The 21,091-nt window shown below is 50.1% G+C and carries 13 protein-coding genes; 11 read left to right on the top strand and 2 right to left on the bottom strand.

All coding sequences use genetic code 11. From position 1 onward, the window contains the following. Positions 1 to 20 precede the first annotated feature (20 nt). On the bottom strand, positions 21 to 1,226 hold the full coding sequence (locus tag BUB81_RS20430) for a XylR family transcriptional regulator (RefSeq protein ID WP_073325208.1): 1,206 nt from the start codon (positions 1,224 to 1,226) through the stop codon (positions 21 to 23). 174 nt (positions 1,227 to 1,400) lie between these two features. Between BUB81_RS20430 and xylB the strand changes: the two genes are divergently transcribed. The 11 genes from xylB to BUB81_RS20375 all read left to right on the top strand — a co-directional run bounded on the left by xylB (position 1,401) and on the right by BUB81_RS20375 (position 20,610). Then, positions 1,401 to 2,858, top strand: coding sequence for a xylulokinase (gene xylB / locus BUB81_RS20425; protein WP_073325207.1), 1,458 nt, complete (start codon positions 1,401 to 1,403; stop codon positions 2,856 to 2,858). 110 nt (positions 2,859 to 2,968) lie between these two features. After that, complete coding sequence (xylA, locus tag BUB81_RS20420) at positions 2,969 to 4,291, top strand: xylose isomerase (RefSeq protein WP_073325206.1); 1,323 nt, start codon at positions 2,969 to 2,971, stop codon at positions 4,289 to 4,291. Between the two features lie 100 nt (positions 4,292 to 4,391). Next, the gene (locus BUB81_RS20415) at positions 4,392 to 6,296 is read left to right on the top strand and encodes a sialate O-acetylesterase (protein WP_073325205.1); all 1,905 of its coding nucleotides are present in this window, start codon (positions 4,392 to 4,394) and stop codon (positions 6,294 to 6,296) included. Between the two features lie 56 nt (positions 6,297 to 6,352). Beyond that, positions 6,353 to 8,089, top strand: a complete 1,737-nt coding sequence (locus BUB81_RS20410; protein WP_084526770.1) for a glycoside hydrolase family 9 protein — start codon at positions 6,353 to 6,355, stop codon at positions 8,087 to 8,089. Positions 8,090 to 8,445: 356 nt separating this feature from the next. Next, positions 8,446 to 11,775, top strand: a complete 3,330-nt coding sequence (locus tag BUB81_RS20405) for a TonB-dependent receptor (protein WP_084526769.1) — start codon at positions 8,446 to 8,448, stop codon at positions 11,773 to 11,775. Positions 11,776 to 11,850: 75 nt separating this feature from the next. After that, positions 11,851 to 13,353: a tryptophan halogenase family protein gene (locus tag BUB81_RS20400; RefSeq protein ID WP_073325204.1), complete on the top strand. Its 1,503-nt coding sequence runs from the start codon at positions 11,851 to 11,853 to the stop codon at positions 13,351 to 13,353. Then, on the top strand, positions 13,350 to 14,012 hold the full coding sequence (locus BUB81_RS20395; RefSeq protein WP_073325203.1) for a DUF6445 family protein: 663 nt from the start codon (positions 13,350 to 13,352) through the stop codon (positions 14,010 to 14,012). The genes BUB81_RS20400 and BUB81_RS20395 overlap by 4 nt, the downstream gene beginning before the upstream one ends. Positions 14,013 to 14,335: 323 nt before the next feature. Continuing rightward, positions 14,336 to 17,389, top strand: a complete 3,054-nt coding sequence (locus tag BUB81_RS20390) for a TonB-dependent receptor (RefSeq protein WP_073325202.1) — start codon at positions 14,336 to 14,338, stop codon at positions 17,387 to 17,389. Positions 17,390 to 17,463: 74 nt separating this feature from the next. After that, positions 17,464 to 18,216 carry a SapC family protein gene (locus BUB81_RS20385; RefSeq protein ID WP_073325201.1) on the top strand — a complete coding sequence of 251 codons (753 nt, stop codon included), beginning with the start codon at positions 17,464 to 17,466 and terminating at the stop codon, positions 18,214 to 18,216. Then, positions 18,213 to 19,709, top strand: coding sequence for a tryptophan halogenase family protein (locus BUB81_RS20380; RefSeq protein ID WP_073325200.1), 1,497 nt, complete (start codon positions 18,213 to 18,215; stop codon positions 19,707 to 19,709). Before BUB81_RS20385 ends, BUB81_RS20380 begins: the two co-directional genes overlap by 4 nt. Before the next feature lie 133 nt (positions 19,710 to 19,842). Continuing rightward, positions 19,843 to 20,610: a hypothetical protein gene (locus tag BUB81_RS20375; RefSeq protein ID WP_073325199.1), complete on the top strand. Its 768-nt coding sequence runs from the start codon at positions 19,843 to 19,845 to the stop codon at positions 20,608 to 20,610. Here the strand turns inward: BUB81_RS20375 and BUB81_RS20370 are convergent. Then, a complete protein-coding gene (locus BUB81_RS20370) occupies positions 20,603 to 21,031 on the bottom strand; it encodes a hypothetical protein (protein ID WP_073325198.1) in 429 nt (142 codons plus the stop codon). The genes BUB81_RS20375 and BUB81_RS20370 overlap by 8 nt on opposite strands. Positions 21,032 to 21,091 lie beyond the last annotated feature (60 nt).

The following is a 21,091-nucleotide window of genomic DNA, read 5'->3' as shown; positions in this document are numbered from 1 at the left end:
TAACCCTCTGACACTGGACTTTAAGACACTTGCAATACCAGGCTGTCTTCTTCGTCATTGTTTTTCATAGCATCACGGTATTCTTTCGGCGTCTGGTTGAAGTGCTTTTTGAATACGGCATACATGTATTGTAATGACGGGTATCCGCATATCTTAGCAATTTGCGATGTTGCTTCATTACTGTTTTCCAGCATCTTACAGGCACGCTGTAGTTTCTCGTTGTGGATTTCCGTATGGATACTGTGCCCACGCTCTTCACGGAACCGGTTTTCTAGGTTCGAACGCGATACACCTACATAATCCAGCACCTGCTCCACTTTAATGCCTCGACAGGCATTCTGACGGATATAGTGCATTGCCTGCATTACATGTGGGTCGCTGATGGCTTTGAAGTCGGTCGACTGTCGCTCAGCCACACATTCAGGTGCAATTAAAATCGGCTTTTTCGGCGGGTTATGCCCTTTGAGCATTTTGTGCAACAGGCGCGCTGCCTGCTCCCCCAACTCAAAACAGCCCTGGCGTACTGAACTCAAGCTCACGCGGCTTAAGTATCTGGCTAACTCGTCATCATCAATACCAATCACCGACATCTTGTCCGGAATGATCATACCGATGTGGTCGCACACCTGAAGTAAATGCCGAGCTCGCGAGTCGGTCACGGCAATAATCCCAATGGGTGTAGGCAGGCTTTTCAACCAGTCTGCCAAACGCTTGGTGGTGTATTGCCACGTCTCAGGACGCACAGGGTGTCCACGATACACGTAGCATTCGTACCCCTGAGAGCGGGTAATTTCCAACACAGCATTCTCACGCTCCTGTGCCCAACGCGCGTGCTCATTTACCGGGGCGCCATAAAACGCAAATCGCTGAATACCTTTCTGGCGAAGATGCTCAAAGGCCGCTTGTACCAGCGCGTGATTATCTGTTGCCACATAAGGAACGTCCGGATAATCAGCAGGGTTGGCGTACGAGCCACCGATCCCCACTACCGGCACCTTGGCTTTCTGCAAGGCAGCCTGAATTTCCGGATTATCGTAATCGGCAATAATGCCGTCACCGCTCCATTCGTCCAGATGCTCGAGACGGGCCATAAAATCTTCTTCCAGATATAAGTCCCAGTCTACCTTAGACGTTTGCAGGTAATCCCCAACACCGGCGATAACCCGGCGGTCGTATACTTTATTGGCGTTAAATAGCAATGTAATGCTGTGTTTTTGTTCAAACATGTGATGTGCCCCGTTGAACTAAATTCAGTAAATATTTTTTATGTTTTTTACTTACAACCAGCATACTAATACATCGAAATTAAATTAACAAAATAATAACAAGTTTTCGTAATTGCGATCTGATGTTTTCGCAATCAGCATACGCGGTATAACGTTTTACTCGAAAAGATAGATATGTATATAGGAATAGACTTAGGCACCTCAGGTGTAAAAACCATCGTTACGGATGAACGCGGACAGGTTATCGAATCGGCAAGCGCACCGCTGTCAGTATCCATGCCCAAGCCACTGTGGTCAGAGCAAGCGCCTGAAGACTGGTGGCAGGCAACCTGTAAAACACTGGACCATCTTGCCAGCAAAATGCCATTGGAAAGTGTAAAGGCAATTGGCCTTGCCGGGCAGATGCACGGTGCGACTCTGTTGAATAGTCAGGGTAAAGTCTTACGCCCAGCCATCTTATGGAATGACGGCAGAAGCGAAAAACAATGTACCGAAATAGAAAAAACCGTAAAGAGTGCGCGAAAAATCACCGGCAATATTGTTATGCCGGGATTTACTGCACCTAAACTGCTCTGGGTAAAAGACAACGAGCCGGACATTTACAAGCAGATAGCCAAAGTACTGCTGCCTAAAGACTACTTGCGCTTCAAACTCAGCGGCGAGTATGCCTCGGATATGTCTGACAGTGCCGGCACGAGCTGGCTGGACGTAGGTAAACGCAGCTGGAGCAAATCCATGCTGATGGCCTGCGGACTGAATGAATCGCATATGCCCAAGCTTTATGAAGGCAATGAGGTCACCGGCTATCTGCACAATTCACTGGCCGAAAAATGGGGCATGAAATCGGTTGCTATTGTCGCCGGTGCAGGTGACAACGCAGCAGGCGCAATTGGCTGTGGCATTGTAGAGCCGGGCCAGGCCATGCTGTCGCTTGGCACTTCAGGCGTGTATTTCGCGGTTACCAACGAATTCCGCAGTAAGCCTGACTCTGCCGTACACAGCTTTTGTCACGCCATGCCGGACCGCTGGCACCTGATGTCTGTTACGCTGAGCGCAGCCAGCTGTCTTGATTGGTATGCCCGCAACGCCGGTTATCAGGACGTGGCTAGTTTAATCAATAATGTAGTGAACAATACCCGTGTAGACGATCCGGATATTCCGTTTTTCCTGCCCTACCTCACCGGTGAGCGTACTCCCCACAATAATCCGAATGCCAAAGCAGGTTTCTTCGGCATCACAGCATCAACAACCCGGGCACAGATGGCGCAGGCTGTTATTCAGGGCGTATCCATGGCATTGGCCGACGGCATTGACGTGGTTCACGACAGCGGCGTAAGTGTCGATGGCATCAGTCTGATTGGTGGGGGGGCTAAAAGTGTGTACTGGCGCCAGCTGCTGGCCAATGTATCTGGCATAGCGATGGATTACCGCGAAGGCGGCGATGTTGGCCCGGCTTTAGGCGCAGCGCGTCTCGCTCAAGTTGCGGTGAATCCGCTAACACCAATCTCTGATATCTGCCCGGTACCTAAAAAAGTCGGTGCTTATGAGCCTGATCCGACACTACAGGACTACTTCCGTCACAGACGTCAGAAGTTCCGCGAATTGTATTTCAGCCTTGAATCACATTTTTAACAAAAAACACAAGACACGTTCAAATTAACATAATTGTCGAATTGGTTGCGCTCAAACATTATTTGCAATCATTATTCAACGGGCCATTCGGCCACATTTTGGAGCTAATTATGGCAGACTACTTTCAGGACATCAGCGCTATCCAGTACGAAGGTGCTGAGTCAACTAACCCACTGGCATTTAAACACTATAACCCCCAGGAAGTGGTGTTAGGCAAAACTATGGAAGAGCACCTGCGCTTTGCTTCATGCTACTGGCATAACTTCTGCTGGGACGGCGCAGATGTGTTTGGCGGCGGTACGTTCGGTCGCCCATGGTTGCAACCTGGTGATGCCATGGAACGCGCCAAGCAAAAAGCCGATGTCGCGTTTGAGTTTTTTAGCAAACTGGGCGCACCTTTTTACTGCTTCCATGATATCGATGTCGCTCCCGAGGGTGACAGTATTAACGACTACATCCGCAACTTCAGCGAAATGACGGACATTCTTGGCGCCAAGCAAGAAGAAACTGGTATGAAGTTACTGTGGGGTACCGCGAACGTATTCAGTCACCCGCGCTACATGTCAGGCGCTGCGACGAACCCGGATCCAGCCATTTTCGCACGTGCTGCAACTCAGGTATTCCACGCCATGAATGCGACCAAGAAACTGGGCGGCGCAAACTACGTGCTTTGGGGTGGCCGTGAAGGCTACGAAACGCTGTTAAACACCGATTTGAAGCGCGAAAGAGAACAGTTTGGTCGTTTTATGAATATGGTGGTAGAGCACAAATACAAAATTGGTTTCGACGGTTTGTTACTGATTGAGCCTAAGCCACAAGAGCCAACTAAACATCAGTACGACTACGACACCGCCACTGTGTATGGTTTCCTGAAAGAGTTTGGTCTGGAAAAAGAATTCGCGGTTAACATTGAAGCCAACCACGCTACGTTGTCCGGCCATTCATTCCACCACGAAATTGCCACGGCATTCGCGCTTGATGTGTTTGGCTCTATCGATGCCAACCGCGGCGACGCGCAACTGGGTTGGGACACGGACCAGTTCCCGAACAGCGTTGAGGAAATGACACTGATTTGTTACGAAATCCTGAAAAACGGCGGTTATACGTCTGGCGGATTCAACTTCGATACCAAACTGCGTCGTCAAAGCACTGATCCGGCCGATCTGTTCCACGGCCACATCGGTGGTATGGACACTTGTGCGCTGGGTCTGAAGAAAGCTGCCGCTATCATCGAAAACGACTTTATTGCCGATACAAAAGCAAAACGTTACGCCGGTTGGGACGACGCCATGGGTAAACAAATCCTGGGCGGCGAATATTCGCTGGCGTCACTGGCTGATTTGGCAACCCGCAGTAATCTGGATCCTAGACAGGTTTCCGGTAAGCAGGAACTGCTGGAAAACCAGGTCAATCAGGTATTGTTTGGCCGATAGCTCCCGCTTTGAAGCCTGCCGCATAACACCGGCAGGCTTCATGCTTTTTACGGACACTGATATACAACCTCATCCCCCTCTGCCTATCAAGGAGTAAGCCATGCGTTATGGTTATTTGCTTTTGGCGTTATTAATCAGCTTGCCAACTCAGGCGCTGACTATTCACCGACTGATTTCCGATGGCGCTGTGCTGCAACGGCATCAGGCAATCCCGATCACGGGCACTACCGATGCAACAACCGTTAAAGTTTGGCTGAACGATACTTTGATAGGTGAGGCCACAGCCGCCAATCAGCAATGGTCTGTCTCACTACCCGCTCAGACAGCAGGCGGCCCTTATACACTCAAGGTCGAAGCAGAAGAAACTCAGGTTATTCGCGACCTTTACTTTGGTGATGTTTACCTCACATCCGGTCAGTCAAATATGGAACTGCCTATGGCTCGCGTTGAGGAAGCGTATCCCGACGATGTGAAAGACGCAGATTATCCGCTTATCAGAGAATTTACTGTACCCGATGAATATCGCTTTGACGGCGAAAACCAGGATTACTCCTCCGGTCAATGGCTGCCTGCCACGCCAGCGCATATCGCGAAATTATCGGCGGTAGCACATTATTTTGCCCGGGAACTTCACTTATCAGAAGGCGTGCCCATTGGCATTGTGAATGCGTCACTTGGCGGTTCTCCCATTGAAGCATGGATGGCAAAATCGCTGTTAACGGATTACCCGGAAGACATTGCAGCAGGCGAATACTTTGCCAACCCGCAAAACATTCAGACAACGCAGCAAACAGAACAAGCCGCACAGCAGGCTTGGTATCAGGCATTACACGAGCTGGATAAAGGCCTGAAAGATACACCTTGGTTTACCCCCTCGTTGGACGACAAGGACTGGCAAACTCTGACAGTACCAGGAAACCTACCCGGTAGTGAGTCAGGTTTCGCTGGCGTTTGGTGGTTGCGCAAACACGTCTTTCTGGCTGAAGTGCCTGACGCACCATTGACACTTCGATTGGGACGAATTGTCGATGCGGATGAGGCTTATGTGAACGGGCAAAAAGTCGGTAACACCACCTATCAGTATCCTCCACGCCGTTATACCGTACCGGTTTCAGCACTAAGAAAAGGCGACAATGTGATTGCTATCCGCGTTGTCTCGAATGGCGGGAGCACTGGGTTCGTGCCCGATAAAATGTATTTCCTGGGGAACGACCAGGCGCGGATTAGCCTGGCAGGCGACTGGCAGTATAAAGTCGCGGCAACCACAGAAAATACGCCTTCAACAACCTTTATTCGCTGGAAGCCAATGGGGTTGTTTAACGCCATGATAGCGCCGGCAACACAATTCCCAATCAGCGGGGTACTTTGGTATCAGGGCGAATCGAATGCCTCACGACCCGAAGATTATCGGGACAAGCTGACGTCAATGATGACTCATTGGCGAGCGCGCTGGCAACAACCTGACCTCCCCTTCTTTATAGTGCAACTCACCAATTTTATGGATCGTCACAAACAGCCTACAGACAGCAGTTGGGCACGCTTGCGCGATCAACAATACAAAAGCACTGAACTCGACAATACTGCCTTGATCGTGACCATTGATATTGGTGAATGGAATGACATACACCCGGTAAACAAAAAAGCAGTAGGGCAAAGGCTTGCTCTGGCTGCCCAACACCTGGTTTATAAACATCCGGTAACATACCGCGGCCCTGAAGTTTCAGGCATTACCCGCGACGGCAACACGCTAACATTGACGTTTGCCCATGCTGATGACGGGCTGCATGCCAATACATCACTCAGAAGAAGCTTTGCTATTGCCGGACAAGATGGCCGTTTTCACTGGGCTAACGTGCAACTAAGCGGTAATAAAATCACGCTTCAGCACCCTGATGTCGTTAGCCCGACTACAGTACGTTACGCCTGGGGAGACAATCCGGCTGCGGGGCTATACAACCGGGCAGGCTTACCTGCGCCGCCATTTGAACGCACTGTTTCGCCATAAATTACGCAATGGTCATAATTAAAAACACACAATAATTTAATCAAACAGGTGGGCACATGTATAACAAAAGAGTTTTGACTGGACACAGATTAACACGCTCGGCAGTATTTACCGCAATAGCATTAGTGGTAGCAGGATGCTCAGGTGGAGGAAGCACGCAGAGCAATGGCACACCTTCGCCGCCGCGAACAGAAGCGCCGCCTGAAAATATCAGCTTGTATACTAATCAGGTCGGTTTTATTCCTGACCAGGCCAAAGAAATCGTCGTAACAACGATTTCTTCTCAGCGCTTTGAAGTGACCCGCATCGACACCAATCAGGTGGTATTAAGCGGCGAATCAGGGCAACCGGTCCTGTGGCCGTTAGCAGGTGAAAGCGCAGCTATAATAGATGTCAGTGCGCTCTCCCAAACAGGCAATTACCGGCTGACTTTGGCAGACAGCAATAACAGTATCAGCTTCGAGATTCGTGACAATGCGTACGGAGACATTCACGATGCCGCGATTAAAGCCTATTACTTTAATCGCGCAGGCATAGCGCTCGACCCCGCATTTGCCGGACAATGGCAACGCCCGGCTGGTCATCCGGATACGCAAGCAGCGGTTCTTGATAATCCCTCGGATGTACGCCCAAGCCCCAAAGGTTGGTACGATGCCGGTGACTACAACAAGTACATCGTAAATTCCGGGATCTCCACTTACACACTCTTACGTGCTTACCTGGATTTCAGCGACTTTTACGACAACCGGCAATGGAATATTCCGGAGTCTACCAACACCCAGCCCGATATGCTGGATGAAATACTTTGGAACCTGGACTGGATGGCGACTATGCAGGATCAGGATGGTAGCGTCTTTCACAAGTTAACCACCCTGAACTTTGCGCCGGACGTGATGCCACACGAGGCCAACGAGCAACGTTATTTCGTAGGGAAAGGCACAGCAGCGGCGCTTAACTTTGCCGCCGTAATGGCCACTGCTGCTCGGGTATTTCCCGCTTCTGCCAACACCTATCAGAGTGCTGCTGAAAACGCGTGGAAATGGGCGGTCGAGAATCCTGACATGCCCTATAAAAACCCTGACAATGTAAGCACGGGAGAATATGGCGATAGCAACTTTGATGATGAATTCGCCTGGGCGGCCAGTGAACTGTTAATTACAACAGGCAAATCCGTGTATCTGGATGCGCTAAATACCCACCTTGGTGCGCCCTCTACCCCGAATTGGGGAAGCACGATGGGGCTGGCGTATTTGTCGCTGTTAAAAGAAGGCAAAGCGCGCTTATCATCCAGTCTGTATGACACGCTAGAAAGCGACTTTCTTAGCTATGCAGACCAGTTGGTAGATGTGGATGCGACTTCTGGTTTCCATGTGGCAATGCGGGAAAACGATTTTGTATGGGGCAGCAATGGCGTTGCTATGAACCACGGCATGATCCTGGCAACCGCCTATTCACTGACTCAGAACAACAGCTACCGTACTGCAATGAGCCACCTGGTAGACTATGTGCTGGGTAAAAACCCAACCGGCTATAGCTTTGTCACCGGTTTCGGCACTAAACCACCTCGGTTTATTCACCATCGACAGTCACAAGCCGACACCATAGCAGATCCGGTTCCAGGCTTTGTTGCAGGTGGTCCTCACAGTGGCCAACAGGATGGCTGTGACTACAGCTCAGACTTCCCCGCGAAGTCATATGTAGATGATTGGTGCAGCTATGCATCCAACGAAATAGCAATAAACTGGAATGCACCGTTGGTTTATACCCTGGCGGCAATGAACAATCTTTACTAACTTTCCACGCTGAACCCTTCGCAGTGAAACGTGTCACTTTCACTGCGAAGCAATTTCATAAAAACACTCAAATACCATCAAAAATCACCAAAAAACAATGCAAAAATCCGTGAATTACTCATAAAGACAAAAAATGAACCGATTCACAAAATGAATGTCTATTATGTTTGTTGTTAATATTTTGTTGCGATTATTTGTTTTCACGTTGTGATATTTTAACACTCCATTGATAGTTCTTATTGACTCCATCACTATGCTCGGACCATTTCTCACATCTGTCTTACCTGCTGTTGGGAGCAGTGACAGAGCGAAAAACGGACATAACTATTCCATTTAATCTCAACGGAGACGTGATAATGGCTAAAGCACGGGCACACAATAAGCGATTTGCACACCCATTTAATAAGTCCATTTTGGCATTAACCGTTTTGTCTGCTTTACACTCATCATGGGCGCAAGAAGCCCCTGCAGCACAAGAACAAGCATCAGAAGATGAAGAAGTAGTAGAAACAATTGAAGTAAAAGGTATTCGCGGTAACCTGCTGAATGCACAGAACTTAAAGCGATTTTCAGACACGGTGGTAGATGCCATTACTGCCGATGACATTGGTACACTGCCTGACCGCAGCGTACTGGAAGCTATCCAGCGTTTGCCGGGTGTTTCCATTGAACGGTTTGCCGGTCCCGACGACCCAGACCACTTTAGCGTAGAAGGCAGCGGCGCCATCATTCGTGGTATGACCCAGACACGAAGTGAATTCAACGGCCGTGACTCCTTTACTGCAAACAGTGGCCGGGGCCTTTCTTTTCAGGATGTATCCCCCGAACTGATGGGCGGTGTGGATATTTATAAAAACCAGACAGCCGACATGATTGAAGGCGGTATCGGTGGTACCGTAAGCTTGCGGACGCGTAAGCCGTTTGACTCTGACGGTCGGGTAATCGCGTTTGGTGGTGATTATTCATACGGCGACCTTGCCGAGAAAGGCAGCCCTACCTTTTCTGGTTTATACAGCGATCGATTTGACCTTGATGGCAACGGTGAAATTGGTTTCCTGGTTAACTATGCCAACTCACAATTATACGGTGAGTCACACGGTATCCAGTCTGACGCTTTCGTGCAGTATTACGCACGCGACCTGGCCGGTGCAGAAGCCTTTGTTGGCGACGACAACAACGGCACTGTTTGGATTCCGAACGCGTCAAACCTGCTGAAGAAATTTGATGACCGTAAACGTGAAGGTTTCGCCAGTACCCTACAGTGGGAAAATGAAGACGAAACCCTACTAGCGACCATGCAGTACATTCGTTCAGACGCATCGCTGTCATGGCACGAGCAGGCCGTTAAATATCAGGGTGGTTACTACAACATCGAAAACCGCCGTACCCGGGCGCTGGATGGCACCGAATTTACATTCGACGATAACGGCTTGTTTGGCTCTGGTACCATGGTTCAGGGTGTTGACGGATGGCGTGCATCCGACGGTAACAATGACCGTGTCATTCGTTCATGGGAAAGCGGCGGCCGTCCGCAGTTTGGTTACCCATACCAGTTTGATTCGCGTGTAAAACAAACCGATACCCTGGTTGAAGACCTGTCGTTCAATTTAGAGTGGATGCCTACGGATGCACTCGAACTAGTAGGTGACATTCAGTACATCAAAGCTAAAACCAAAGACGATGATATCGTTGTGCACACCGCCGCTTTTGCGGGTCAGCACTATGATATAACAGGCAGCACACCCACCATGACGTTGCTGGAACCCTACTTTGGTTATCGTGATGCAAATCCAGACGTATATGCCGGAGGTGTTTACCCGGGCTTTACTGATGATCCTGCAGGCGATACCAACTACTTCCAGGACCCGACTTCCTATTTCCTACGAAGCGCAATGGATCACTACGAGCGCTCTGAAGGTGACTCAATCGCGACGCGATTAGACGGTACCTATCACTTGGATAGCGATGGTATTTTCACGTCGGTTCAGGCCGGTGTACGTTATGCCAAACGCGAACAAACCGTGCGCTCTACCAGCTGGAACTGGGGTTCGTTAGCCCCTGAATTTACCGGTGCTGCGCCTGCTGGCTGGTTAGACACTATCCCGGTAGATTCAAGCAACTTTGAATACGTGGATTGGTCTGATTTCCACGGTGGTGGCGTAGCCAATATTCCGGGCAACCAGACTATCCACGCAACGGAAGCTTATGTTCGCTCTATCATTAACGGCGCTCGCCCATACATGTCTGCAGGCGGTACCTGGGAGCCGTATCCGGACAGACCTGGTGTTGATGAAAAATACGGCATCTTTACGCCTGGTGAAGTGAACATTACCACCGAAACCAACAAAGCCATTTACCTACGGGTTAACTTTGAAGGCACCGGGGACTTGCGCTACAGCGGTAACGTTGGTTTGCGTTACGTAAAACTTGACCGCAGTGCGGATGGCGCGGTGACCTTCCCGGATTTGGTACCTGATTTCTTACCACCAGAATCACTACAAGGTGCCCCACTCACTGGCGAAATCGTGTCTAACTGGTTAAACGACCAGGTTGCAGCGGGTAACTACGCCGATTTGGAAGAGGCGCTGGCAGCCGAAGAAAACCGCTGGATTGGCGATCAGTTGAATTACCTGTCTGACTCAGAGAGAGCCTTTGGTAATGATGCTGAAGAACGCCTGTCGGCCAAAACTGATTTCGATATGCTGTTACCCAGCTTTAACTTTAAAATGGAAGTGGCCGACGACCTGATTGCGCGTTTCGCCTACTCTAAAGCGGTAGCGCTGCCAGATATGGGTGACGTACGCAACAGAGCGTCTTTGGGTAATGAATCGGTACAGGCAGTTCGTCCTATTTCTAATCCGGACCCGGATAATCCGCCAGAGCCAGGTACTAACCTGGTACAAACCGCATATGTACCCGCCTGGACAGGCTCAGGTGGTAACCCTTACCTGAAACCAATGGAGTCGTCACAGTACGATATCGCGCTTGAATGGTATTTTGCAGATGTAGGTCAGTTAAGTGTTACTTACTTCCACAAAGACCTGAAAAACTACTTTATTCAGGGCGCGTCTGTACAGGAATACACCAACCCGACAACGGGTCGCACACAAAACGTGTTGCTTAGCTCTACCACCAATGGCGGTAAAGGCAAAATGGACGGTCTGGAATTTGCGTATCAGCAATTCTACGACATGCTGCCCGCGCCGTTTGACGGACTGGGTATTCAGGCAACGTACACTTACATCGATGCATCGGGTGTACCGAACAACGAAGTCGACGTTGAAGACGAAAGTTGGTTGGGTGATGACTTCACCGATACCGGTATTCGTGTAAGTCTGGACAATGTGCCGTTGCAAGGTCAGTCTAAGCACACGGCTAACTTTGTTGCCATGTACGAAAAAGACGGCTGGAGCGCACGTTTAGCGTATAACTGGCGTTCGCGTTACCTGTTAACAACCCGTGACGTTATCTCTAAAGCACCGCTGTTTTACAATGACATCGGTCAGCTTGATGGCTCGATATTCTATAACTGGAATGAGAATGTCACGGTGGGTATTCAGGGCACAAACCTGACCAATTCACAGTCTGAAACCATTATGGTGTTAAACAATGAGGGGCTAGAAACCGGCCGTTCATGGTTTAAGTCAGACCGTCGGGTTGCCTTTGTGATGCGTGCAAACTTCTAGTTTGCACCACTGTTGTAAACCGTATCAGGCGGGTGCTTTTGCGCCAGCCTGATTTTTTCGTTTTTGGGGTTCGTTATGCATTCACCACTCAAAAAAATCATTATTCTCGGCGGCGGCTCGTCCGGCTGGATGACCGCAGCGGCACTGGGTAAAATTCTCAAAAATCACCCCTGCGAAATACAGGTGATTGAATCAGAAGATATTGGTACCGTCGGCGTTGGCGAAGCCACCATACCGCAAATTCTGTTGTTTAACGATCTCATCGGGCTCGATGAAGACACCTTTATCAAGCGAACGAAAGGCACATTTAAATTAGGCATTCAGTTTAAAGACTGGCGTAAGGTTGGTCACAGCTACTACCACGCGTTTGGCGAAGTAGGAAAAAACATGGAAGGCGTGCACTTCTACCATTACTGGCTGAAGATGCGCCAACAAGGCAAAGCCGCGCCACTTGACGAATATACCCTGTCATCGCTAGCCTGTAACGAGAAGCGCTTTATGCGACCGTTCGATGCCGGTAACTCGCCGCTGTCCAATATCGCCTACGCCTTTCACTTCGATGCAGGGCTATATGCGAAATTCTTACGCGAGAGCGCCGAAGGCCATGGTGTGGTGCGCACCGAGGGTAAAGTTTCTCAGGTTACACAACACCCTAATGGCGATATTCGCTCGTTGATCTTAGAAAACGGCGAAGAACATCAGGCCGATTTCTTTATTGATTGCTCGGGCTTCCGCGCATTACTCATTGAACAAACACTGAAGGCTGGTTACGAAGACTGGCACCACTGGCTGCCCTGTGATCGCGCCGTTGCCGCGCCGTCAGCGCTCACCGAGGAACCCTGGCCTTTCACCCGTGCGGCAGCTCAGCAAGCCGGCTGGCAATGGCGAATTCCCTTACAACACCGGGTAGGCAACGGCCATGTGTACTCCAGTGAATTTATGAGCGATCACGACGCGGAACGCACGTTGCGCGAAAATATCGACGGAGAGTTACTTGCCGACCCGCGGTTAATTAAATTTGTTACCGGCAAGCGCAACAAGTTCTGGCACAAGAACTGTCTGGCCGTTGGGCTAGCCGGTGGCTTTATGGAGCCATTGGAGTCCACCAGCCTGCATCTGGTGCAGGTTGCCATTTCCAAATTCTTTAGTTTCTTTCCGTTTCAAACGCCCACTCAGAGCGACATTGACGAATACAATGCGCAAATGGATTTTGAATTTACCCGTATCCGCGACTTCCTGATCCTGCACTATCACGTAACAGAACGCGAAGACACGCCGTTCTGGCGATATTGCAAAAACATGTCAATTCCAGACACGCTGCAGGAAAAAATCGATCAGTTTAAAGCCAATGGCCGCATTAACCGTTTCAACAATGAACTGTTCAATGACTTAAGCTGGTTTGAGGTCATGTATGGTCAGGGACTGCGTCCTGAGGGTTATAACGCACTCGCAGATATATTCCCGGATGACGAATTAGCCAAACGTCTGGAAGGCATTCAACGGGTGGTTAGAAAGTCAGTAGACTACATGCCGTCACACGCTGAATTTATTGCCAATACCTGCCCGGCTAAACCATGACGAGTATCTCAACGCTGCCTGTGCCGGGCACTGAATTTCAGGTCGTCATTATTGACGACTTTATGCCCGGACCACACAAGTTAGTGGATTACGCGTTGTCGAACGGCAAAGCCCCAAAAGACGAACTGCTGTATCCGGGGCTAAGAATGCCTGCCCCTGCTGGCTACCTGCGTTATGCGCTGGCCACCATAAATCTGGCTTTAAAAAAATGTAGAATCGCCGACACGCTAAGCGATGGCGAAGCTTACTTTGCGATGGTAACGCGACCGCCCGCTGAGCTGACAACGGAACAGTCTATTCCGCATTTCGACCGTCCGTATTCTCACGAATACGCGGTTGTGCATTACTTGTGTTCACCGGCGTTTGGTGGCACCAGTATTTACCGTTATAACCCGACCGGTCAGGTAGCAGTGACCGAAGCAACACTTAATCGTTATCAGCAAAGTTTGGACGCTGAACTGGCCGCCTTGCCGGTTACACCAGGCTATATTAACGGAGACACCCGGTTATTCTCGCGTGTTGCTCAGGTGCCATGTGCGTTTAATCGCGCGGTAATTTACCCTTGTGCATTGCTTCACTCAGGGGATATTCCAGCCAATTTCATACCCGACCTGAATCCCTACACCGGACGCTTCACGGTAACGGCATTTTTGCGATAATCCACGCATATCCAATCAAAACAACGCAAATCAACAAAAATATTAAAATCAATAATTTGAATGTCACTTTAAGTAATATTTTGGCGATCAGTGATTACAAAAAAAGCACCTGATATACCAAATAAAATAATGGCTGTACGCCCCCTCAACATGAAAAAGTTAACAAGCCATTAACAGGCGCGATACAGGTGTGTTGCGTTCACCTTATCGCCTGCTACCGACATTCAAAAAACCGATTTTCATGCTGATAGGTTATTAGCCCACAGGGAATGGACGTAACGGGCGGGAATGGCACAAGTGTAATCCCAAACAGGACACAACAGATGAAAAAGCCACATCAGTTTAAACAATCCATGGTCACCAAGGCAGTCTCCGTATTGCTTGGCACGGCCACTGTGTTTCCCGCCATCGCGCAATCCACCGACCCGGTAGAAGTCATTGAAGTGACAGGATTGCGTTCGAGTCTGGCAGAAGCCGCTTCAATAAAACGCGAGTCTATTGGTGTTGTAGACGCCATCTCCGCCGAAGACATTGGTAAATTCCCGGACACCAACCTCGCCGAGTCACTCCAGCGTATTACCGGTGTATCAATTAGCCGAACCAATGGTGAAGGTAACGAAATTACCGTGCGTGGTTTTGGCGGCAGCAACAACATGATCACTCTGAACGGCCGTATGATGCCAGCAGCCCAAACCTATGGTGGCGGCAGCGGTGCCGACGGCACCACACGCGGTGGCAGCACCCGTGCATTTGATTTTGCCAACCTGGCATCTGAAGGTATTCGCGGCGTTGAAGTCTACAAAACCAGTAAGGCAAATATTGCCACCGGTGGTATCGGCGCGACAGTAAATATTAAAACGGCGCGACCGTTGGATACCCCCGGATTTCGCGCAACGACGGGCGTTAAAGCAGTACACGACACCACCAACCGCGCAGGTAACGACGTGACGCCTGAGCTATCTGGTTTAGTCAGCTGGACTGACGACGACGCAAAATTTGGTGTCGCACTGACGGGTAGTATTCAGGAACGTCATTCTGGCTATGTCGGCGCCACCGTGAATGACTGGAATATTGGCGTGTGGGGTGACCCGAACGACCCGGACACGCTGTTCAACAACAGCGGTGACATCTACCAGAATGCACCGGACGTTGGCCAGCTGTATGCGCGCCCCAATGACCTGCGCTACGCCTTTTCTGACACTGAACGTACGCGGACTAACGCACAGTTAACCCTGCAGTATGCAGCGTCAGATAACCTGGTTGCTACCTTCGATTACCTGTATGCGGAAAACGAGATTCAGGAGCATCGTGGTGAAATCACCAACTGGGTACAAAACGGCTCTAATGTCACCTCGGTAATCTTCGACGATGGCCCGGTCGCTACGCCCATTTACATTGCCGAGTCATACCCAGGTACGGTTGACGAAGGCTACGAGCAACAATGGCGTGAACAAACCAATACACTGAACTCTGCTGGTATTAACCTGGAGTATTTTGCCTCTGACAACCTGATGTTCTCGTTAGATGCGCACCACTCTAAAATGGAAAGTTTACCCAGCGGCCCTAGTGATAACGCAGCCTCAGGTGAAATTGCCGTGGGTATTGGTGCCCCCAGCGTCTCCTCGCGTGAATGGTGGTACGACACTGAGCTCCCCACTTACCGCAACGTCTACGACGACAGTGCACGCGGTAATGGCAACGGTATCATTGACGCCGGCGACGTAGGCTCTTCGATTCTGCGTTTCCGCCACGCTTCGCAGGCCACTGAAATTAACCAGATCAAACTCGATGGTAAATGGATGTTTGACGATGGCGAAATCGACTTCGGTATCGAAACCCGCGCAATGGAAATGGTAGCTCGTCAAACGGCTGGCGACAACATGACCTTAGGCAACTGGGGTATCGCAAATCCTGGCGAGTTCTCAGACGGCTTACTCCAACCAATCAATGTCGGCGCCATGTTTGAAGACTTTAACACGGGGCAAAGTCAGGGAATGGGCTTTATCGCTGATCCGGTAGCGCTGGCTCGCGAAGGCATTGCACTGTACCCAAGTGACGCAAACTTCTTCGGTGTAAGCAGCGTGTTCTCGAACAACGATGTAGTGAAAGAAGACACCACTGCGGCGTACTTCCAGGTGCACATGAGTGGCGAACTCGGTGGTATGCCAGCTAACTTCCTGGCAGGTGTGCGCTACGAAAAAACCGACGTCACCTCAACGTCGTTGGTAACCCCTCCCAGCTACCTGATTTGGGAAAACAACAACGACTTCAGCCTGTATACCGATCCAAGCACTGACACCATCCCGCTGTCAGTAAAAGCGGATTACGATCACCTGCTGCCCAGCCTGGACTTTGACATCATGCTGACCGACGATGTAAAAGCCCGCTTCTCTTACAGCAAAACGATTGCCCGGGCAGGCTATGGCGATCTGCGCGTTTCACCAAGTGGCTTTGGCACCTCAGGTTCAACGCTCAACGGTACCCGTGCAACAGCCAGCTCGTCTAACCCGGCTCTGCTACCGCTGGAGTCAGACAACTTTGACGTGTCTGCCGAATGGTATTTCGAGGAAAACAGCTATGCGTCTGTTGGTTTCTTCGAGAAACGCGTAGCCAACTTTATTGGTACCGGCCAGGAAGATCGCACCTTCTTTGGTATTCTTGACCAAACCAATGGCCCACGCGCTATTGCAGCGGCCGAAGCATTAAGAGAGCGAGGTTTCGCGGTAGACGATACGTCGTTGTTCGCGATGATGGTGCTGCTGGAGCAACCGGAAGCATTCCCGAACGGCGCAGACGACTACACAGGTTCGGCTGAACAATTGCTGCAACTGGGTGAAACTCCCGGATGGGATATTGTACCGGAAGCGGGCGATCCGGAAATGGTATTCCGCACCAGCCTGCCGCAAAACAACAAAGAAGCCAAACTGTACGGTGCCGAGCTTGCACTGCAACACTTCTTTGGTGAAACCGGATTTGGCTTCCAGGCAAACTACACGCTGGTTCGCGGTGACATCGGCTTCGACAACACTGGCAGCCCGGACGTTTCTCAGTTTGCACTTGCAGGCTTGAGCGATACCGCCAACTTCGTGTTTATTTACGACAAGGATGGCCTGACTGCCCGGGTAGCCTACAACTGGCGTGATGAGTATTTGAACCGCATCAACTACCGCGGCTCGAATAACCCCACATACGTTGAAAGCTATGCGCAAATCGATGCCAACGTCAGCTACGCGGTTAACGAGCAGCTCACCGTGTTTGTTGAAGGTATCAACATCACGGGAGAAGACCGTCGTGAGCACGGCCGTACCCGCAATCAACTTTGGTATCTGGAAGATTTAGGGGCCCGCTATCAGCTGGGTGTACGCTATAACTTCTGATATCTTGTGTTGTAAACACGCAGCCGGGCTCTTGCCCGGCTTCGTTGTTTGTTCATTACTTGCCTGGACACGATATGGCTACCTTACAATTACTCAATAATATTACGCATAAAGACCTTCGCGTGCAGACGCATTACAGCGCTGACTTTGGTGACAACATCAGCAGCGTCCTGGTATTTCCAACCGAATTCGACGCGCTTCACAAAGAATACCCCGTGTTGTTTCGCCGTCATGCTGAACACGGCCTGCAGGCAGTGGCTTTGCTGGGCCTCGTGAGCGGTGAGAACCTGTTTTTAAATGAACACTACCCTCAGCCGCCCATGGCCGGAAGCTGGATGGCACGCTATGTACCAGGCTTGTTGGCCAAAGGCCCGTTCATGATTGGCTATCAACAACATGGCGGTAACGACGCCGTCATTCACGTTGATATGGACCACCCAAGGATCATGCAAGCCACCGACAATACCGGCAGCAAAGCTGTCTTCCTTGAAAAAGGCGGAGAGAGTGATTACCTGCAACAAGTGGCTGCAACGCTAAACCGTCTGCATTTAGGTCAGGATGAAGCCAGCGCGTTTTACGCGGAACTGGACAAGCTGTCCCTGCTTACGCCGATTAATCTGGCCATCACGTTAAACAATGGCGACAAGCTGGAAATTCAAGGACACGAGACTATCTGCAAAGAGACCTTTGCCAATTTACCTGCTGACACGCTAGCAGCGCTGCATCAAAAAGGCTGGCTGGCTCACGTATACGCTATTCAATCCTCTTTGCACAATCTGTCTTGGTTAATTGATATGAAAAATGCTCTGGAGCACAGTCGCACATGAACAGCACACAGCCCGCAACCAAACCCCATGTCGTCATTGCCGGAGGCGGCACCGCCGGTTGGATGACGGCAGCTGCGCTAGCCAGAAAGCTCGGTCCGTTGGTACGCATTACACTCGTTGAATCGTCGGACATACCGACGATTGGCGTGGGCGAAGCGACCATTCCCCCACTGCGGGTATTTCACCAATTACTGGGAATAAACGAAGCAGAGTTTATGCGCGCCACATCCGCCACGTTTAAACTGGGCATTGAATTTGCGGACTTTGGTCAGTTAAATCAACGCTATATTCACTCCTTCGGGCAAACAGGCCAATCGAGTTGGCTGGCTGAATTTATTCACTTTTGGCGTGAAGGACTGGACCGCGGTATCGCCACCGATTACGGCAGTTACTGTCTGGAGCTGGAAGCGGCCAAAGCCAATAAGTTTTATACCTCTGCGCAAAATGCACCGCTGAATTACGCCTATCACCTGGACGCCGGCGCGTACGCCACATTTCTGAAGCACATATCTGTGCAAGCTGGTGTGAACCATGTAGTAGACACGATTGAGCAGGTAACGCTAAACGACGCCGGTCATATTGACGCGCTGCAGCTCAGGCAGACCGGCAATCTACACGGTGATTTATTTGTCGACTGTACCGGTTTTCGTGCCCGTCTCTTGGGCGAATCCCTCGACGTGGGTTATGAAGACTGGTCTCACTGGCTGTTTTGCGATCGCGCGCTGGCAGTGCAAACCGAACTGACCCCACCGCTAAAACCATACACCATAGCCAGTGCCCACAGTGCCGGCTGGCGCTGGGAAATTCCGCTGAAGCATCGCATGGGCAATGGCTTTGTGTATAGCAGCCAGTACCTCGACGAAACAACTGCCCACGATACGTTTACCGCGTTGTTGCGCAATACACCGTTACAGGATGTTCGCTCATTGCAATTTACCACCGGCAGACGGTTAAAAGCCTGGCATAAAAACTGTGTGGCAATTGGCTTGTCCAGCGGCTTTGTAGAGCCCATGGAATCCACCAGCATTCACCTAATCGTGATGGGTATTACCCGGCTCATGCAGTTATTCCCGTATTCCGGTGACTACCAACATTTGCAGGACGAATACAATGCGCAGACACAAATCGAACTCGAGCGCATTCGCGACTTCATTGTGCTTCACTACCATGTTACACAACGCGATGACTCCGCGTTTTGGCGGGCCTGTAAAGACATGGTCATCCCCGACTCACTGTCTGAGCGCATAGAGCTGTTCAAAGAACACGGTCATGCGTTTCAGAAAGCCAACGAACTGTTTCGGGTCGACTCTTGGTCGCAGGTCATGTTAGGTCAGGGACTCCTGCCCAAAAACTGGCACCCTGCAGCCAAAATGATGAGTGACGAACAGTTAGCCGGGGCACTGAAAAAAGGCCAGATGGAAATCAGTCAGCGCGTGGCGCAGCTTCCCGATCACGAAGCGTTCGTCGCGCAGTATTGTGGGCAAAACCGTTAAACTTATATTAAGACTTTATCTAAGATTGTTCGGCCCACTTGAACCAGATGAGCACCAGTCTGCGCTATTAGCTGGCGATTTTCATCTGAACGATAAGTAAAGTACGAGTACATCAATGCAGGAGGCAATAACGATGAAATATGGTTTAGTTTTAATCTTAATACTTGGCGCTTTTTCTTTAGGGTATTGGACTGGCACAAATCAAGCGGCGTCCGACATCGACAGCAATACTAAACAGGACAAACCTAATGCGTTAACTCAACAAGATGTTGAAGCACCGTCCGTATCGCCCCAAACACGGAAGAATGAGCATTATGACGCTGACGGTTTGCAACCTGTAAAACCATTGTCAAATAACGGCTCTGACATGTTCGCTGAAAGCGAATATTCAAATCCTGATTCCACATCGACTACTCGCACCAATTCACCACAGGAAGCCACCACAAAGCCCACTCCTATCACTACCGACTCATTGGCCCGGCGTGAGTTAAAAGAGTGGCAAGAAAGATACTCAGAAGATTTAAAAGCCCGCATGCAAGACGTTCTGGGGGAAGCCAGTGATTTTATGTTTGACAAAGTATCATCTGAGAGCCCACTCCTGACTAAACCAACGGCTGAAACACCCCTAGAAACAGATATCGCTTGGCGATATCAGGCCGAGCAAATAGTGACTGATTTCATAAATACCAACATCAACGACCCTGCAACTGAAATATTGCAGGTCATGTGTATTCAGAAAATGTGCGAAGCGACGCTAACAGGCCCGGCACAACAATCTGCGATTGAGCTACATATTGAGTTCATGAAACAAAAGCCGTTTGACTTAAACAATTCCTCTCCCATTTTCTTCGTGAAAGAAGATGATAGCTATTGGCTCTATTTGATATTGACGTTTAATTAGCACCAAATGGCGTGGCAAGCACAAAAAACACCACGGCAACTAACGCGGTGCCCGAGGTAATTAACCCGCTTCTTTTAGAGCGCAGCCAGCCAGATAAACCAATACATGCAAGCAGCGACAAAAATCCAAGGCTGTACCCCAGCAACATCCCTGACCAGAGTATTTTAATAATGAATGGCTCAACGGCGATGGGAAGTTCGGGATGTAGCAAGATAATCAACCGCCAGGATGCAATAACGGCCACCAGCAAGCTACAGGCGGCCAGCGCCGACGCGGCAATCATCCAGCTAACGGATTTCTTCGACGACACAAATACCACAATGGTAATAAGGATGGTGGCAGAGATACCGCCTAAAAACGCACTGACAAAAGACAATTGCTCTGCAACGGCAACGATGTACTTGGGATTTAACTCAGACATTGGTTGATTCGGCTTCCTTGCTAAGCGTTAGCAACAGAGTAGCAAATCAACAGGACGTAA

Source organism: Marisediminitalea aggregata (assembly GCF_900129565.1).
Classification (GTDB): domain Bacteria; phylum Pseudomonadota; class Gammaproteobacteria; order Enterobacterales; family Alteromonadaceae; genus Alteromonas; species Alteromonas aggregata.
This window is presented reverse-complemented; position numbering and strand designations above follow the sequence as displayed.

Bases quoted from the DNA above. Each gene is read 5' to 3' on its own strand.
- BUB81_RS20430 (WP_073325208.1), bottom strand. From the start codon at position 1,226: ATGTTTGAACAAAAACACAGCATTACATTGCTATTTAACGCCAATAAA.
- xylB (WP_073325207.1), top strand. From the start codon at position 1,401: ATGTATATAGGAATAGACTTAGGCACCTCAGGTGTAAAAACCATCGTT.
- xylA (WP_073325206.1), top strand. From the start codon at position 2,969: ATGGCAGACTACTTTCAGGACATCAGCGCTATCCAGTACGAAGGTGCT.
- BUB81_RS20415 (WP_073325205.1), top strand. From the start codon at position 4,392: ATGCGTTATGGTTATTTGCTTTTGGCGTTATTAATCAGCTTGCCAACT.
- BUB81_RS20410 (WP_084526770.1), top strand. From the start codon at position 6,353: ATGTATAACAAAAGAGTTTTGACTGGACACAGATTAACACGCTCGGCA.
- BUB81_RS20405 (WP_084526769.1), top strand. From the start codon at position 8,446: ATGGCTAAAGCACGGGCACACAATAAGCGATTTGCACACCCATTTAAT.
- BUB81_RS20400 (WP_073325204.1), top strand. From the start codon at position 11,851: ATGCATTCACCACTCAAAAAAATCATTATTCTCGGCGGCGGCTCGTCC.
- BUB81_RS20395 (WP_073325203.1), top strand. From the start codon at position 13,350: ATGACGAGTATCTCAACGCTGCCTGTGCCGGGCACTGAATTTCAGGTC.
- BUB81_RS20390 (WP_073325202.1), top strand. From the start codon at position 14,336: ATGAAAAAGCCACATCAGTTTAAACAATCCATGGTCACCAAGGCAGTC.
- BUB81_RS20385 (WP_073325201.1), top strand. From the start codon at position 17,464: ATGGCTACCTTACAATTACTCAATAATATTACGCATAAAGACCTTCGC.
- BUB81_RS20380 (WP_073325200.1), top strand. From the start codon at position 18,213: ATGAACAGCACACAGCCCGCAACCAAACCCCATGTCGTCATTGCCGGA.
- BUB81_RS20375 (WP_073325199.1), top strand. From the start codon at position 19,843: ATGAAATATGGTTTAGTTTTAATCTTAATACTTGGCGCTTTTTCTTTA.
- BUB81_RS20370 (WP_073325198.1), bottom strand. From the start codon at position 21,031: ATGTCTGAGTTAAATCCCAAGTACATCGTTGCCGTTGCAGAGCAATTG.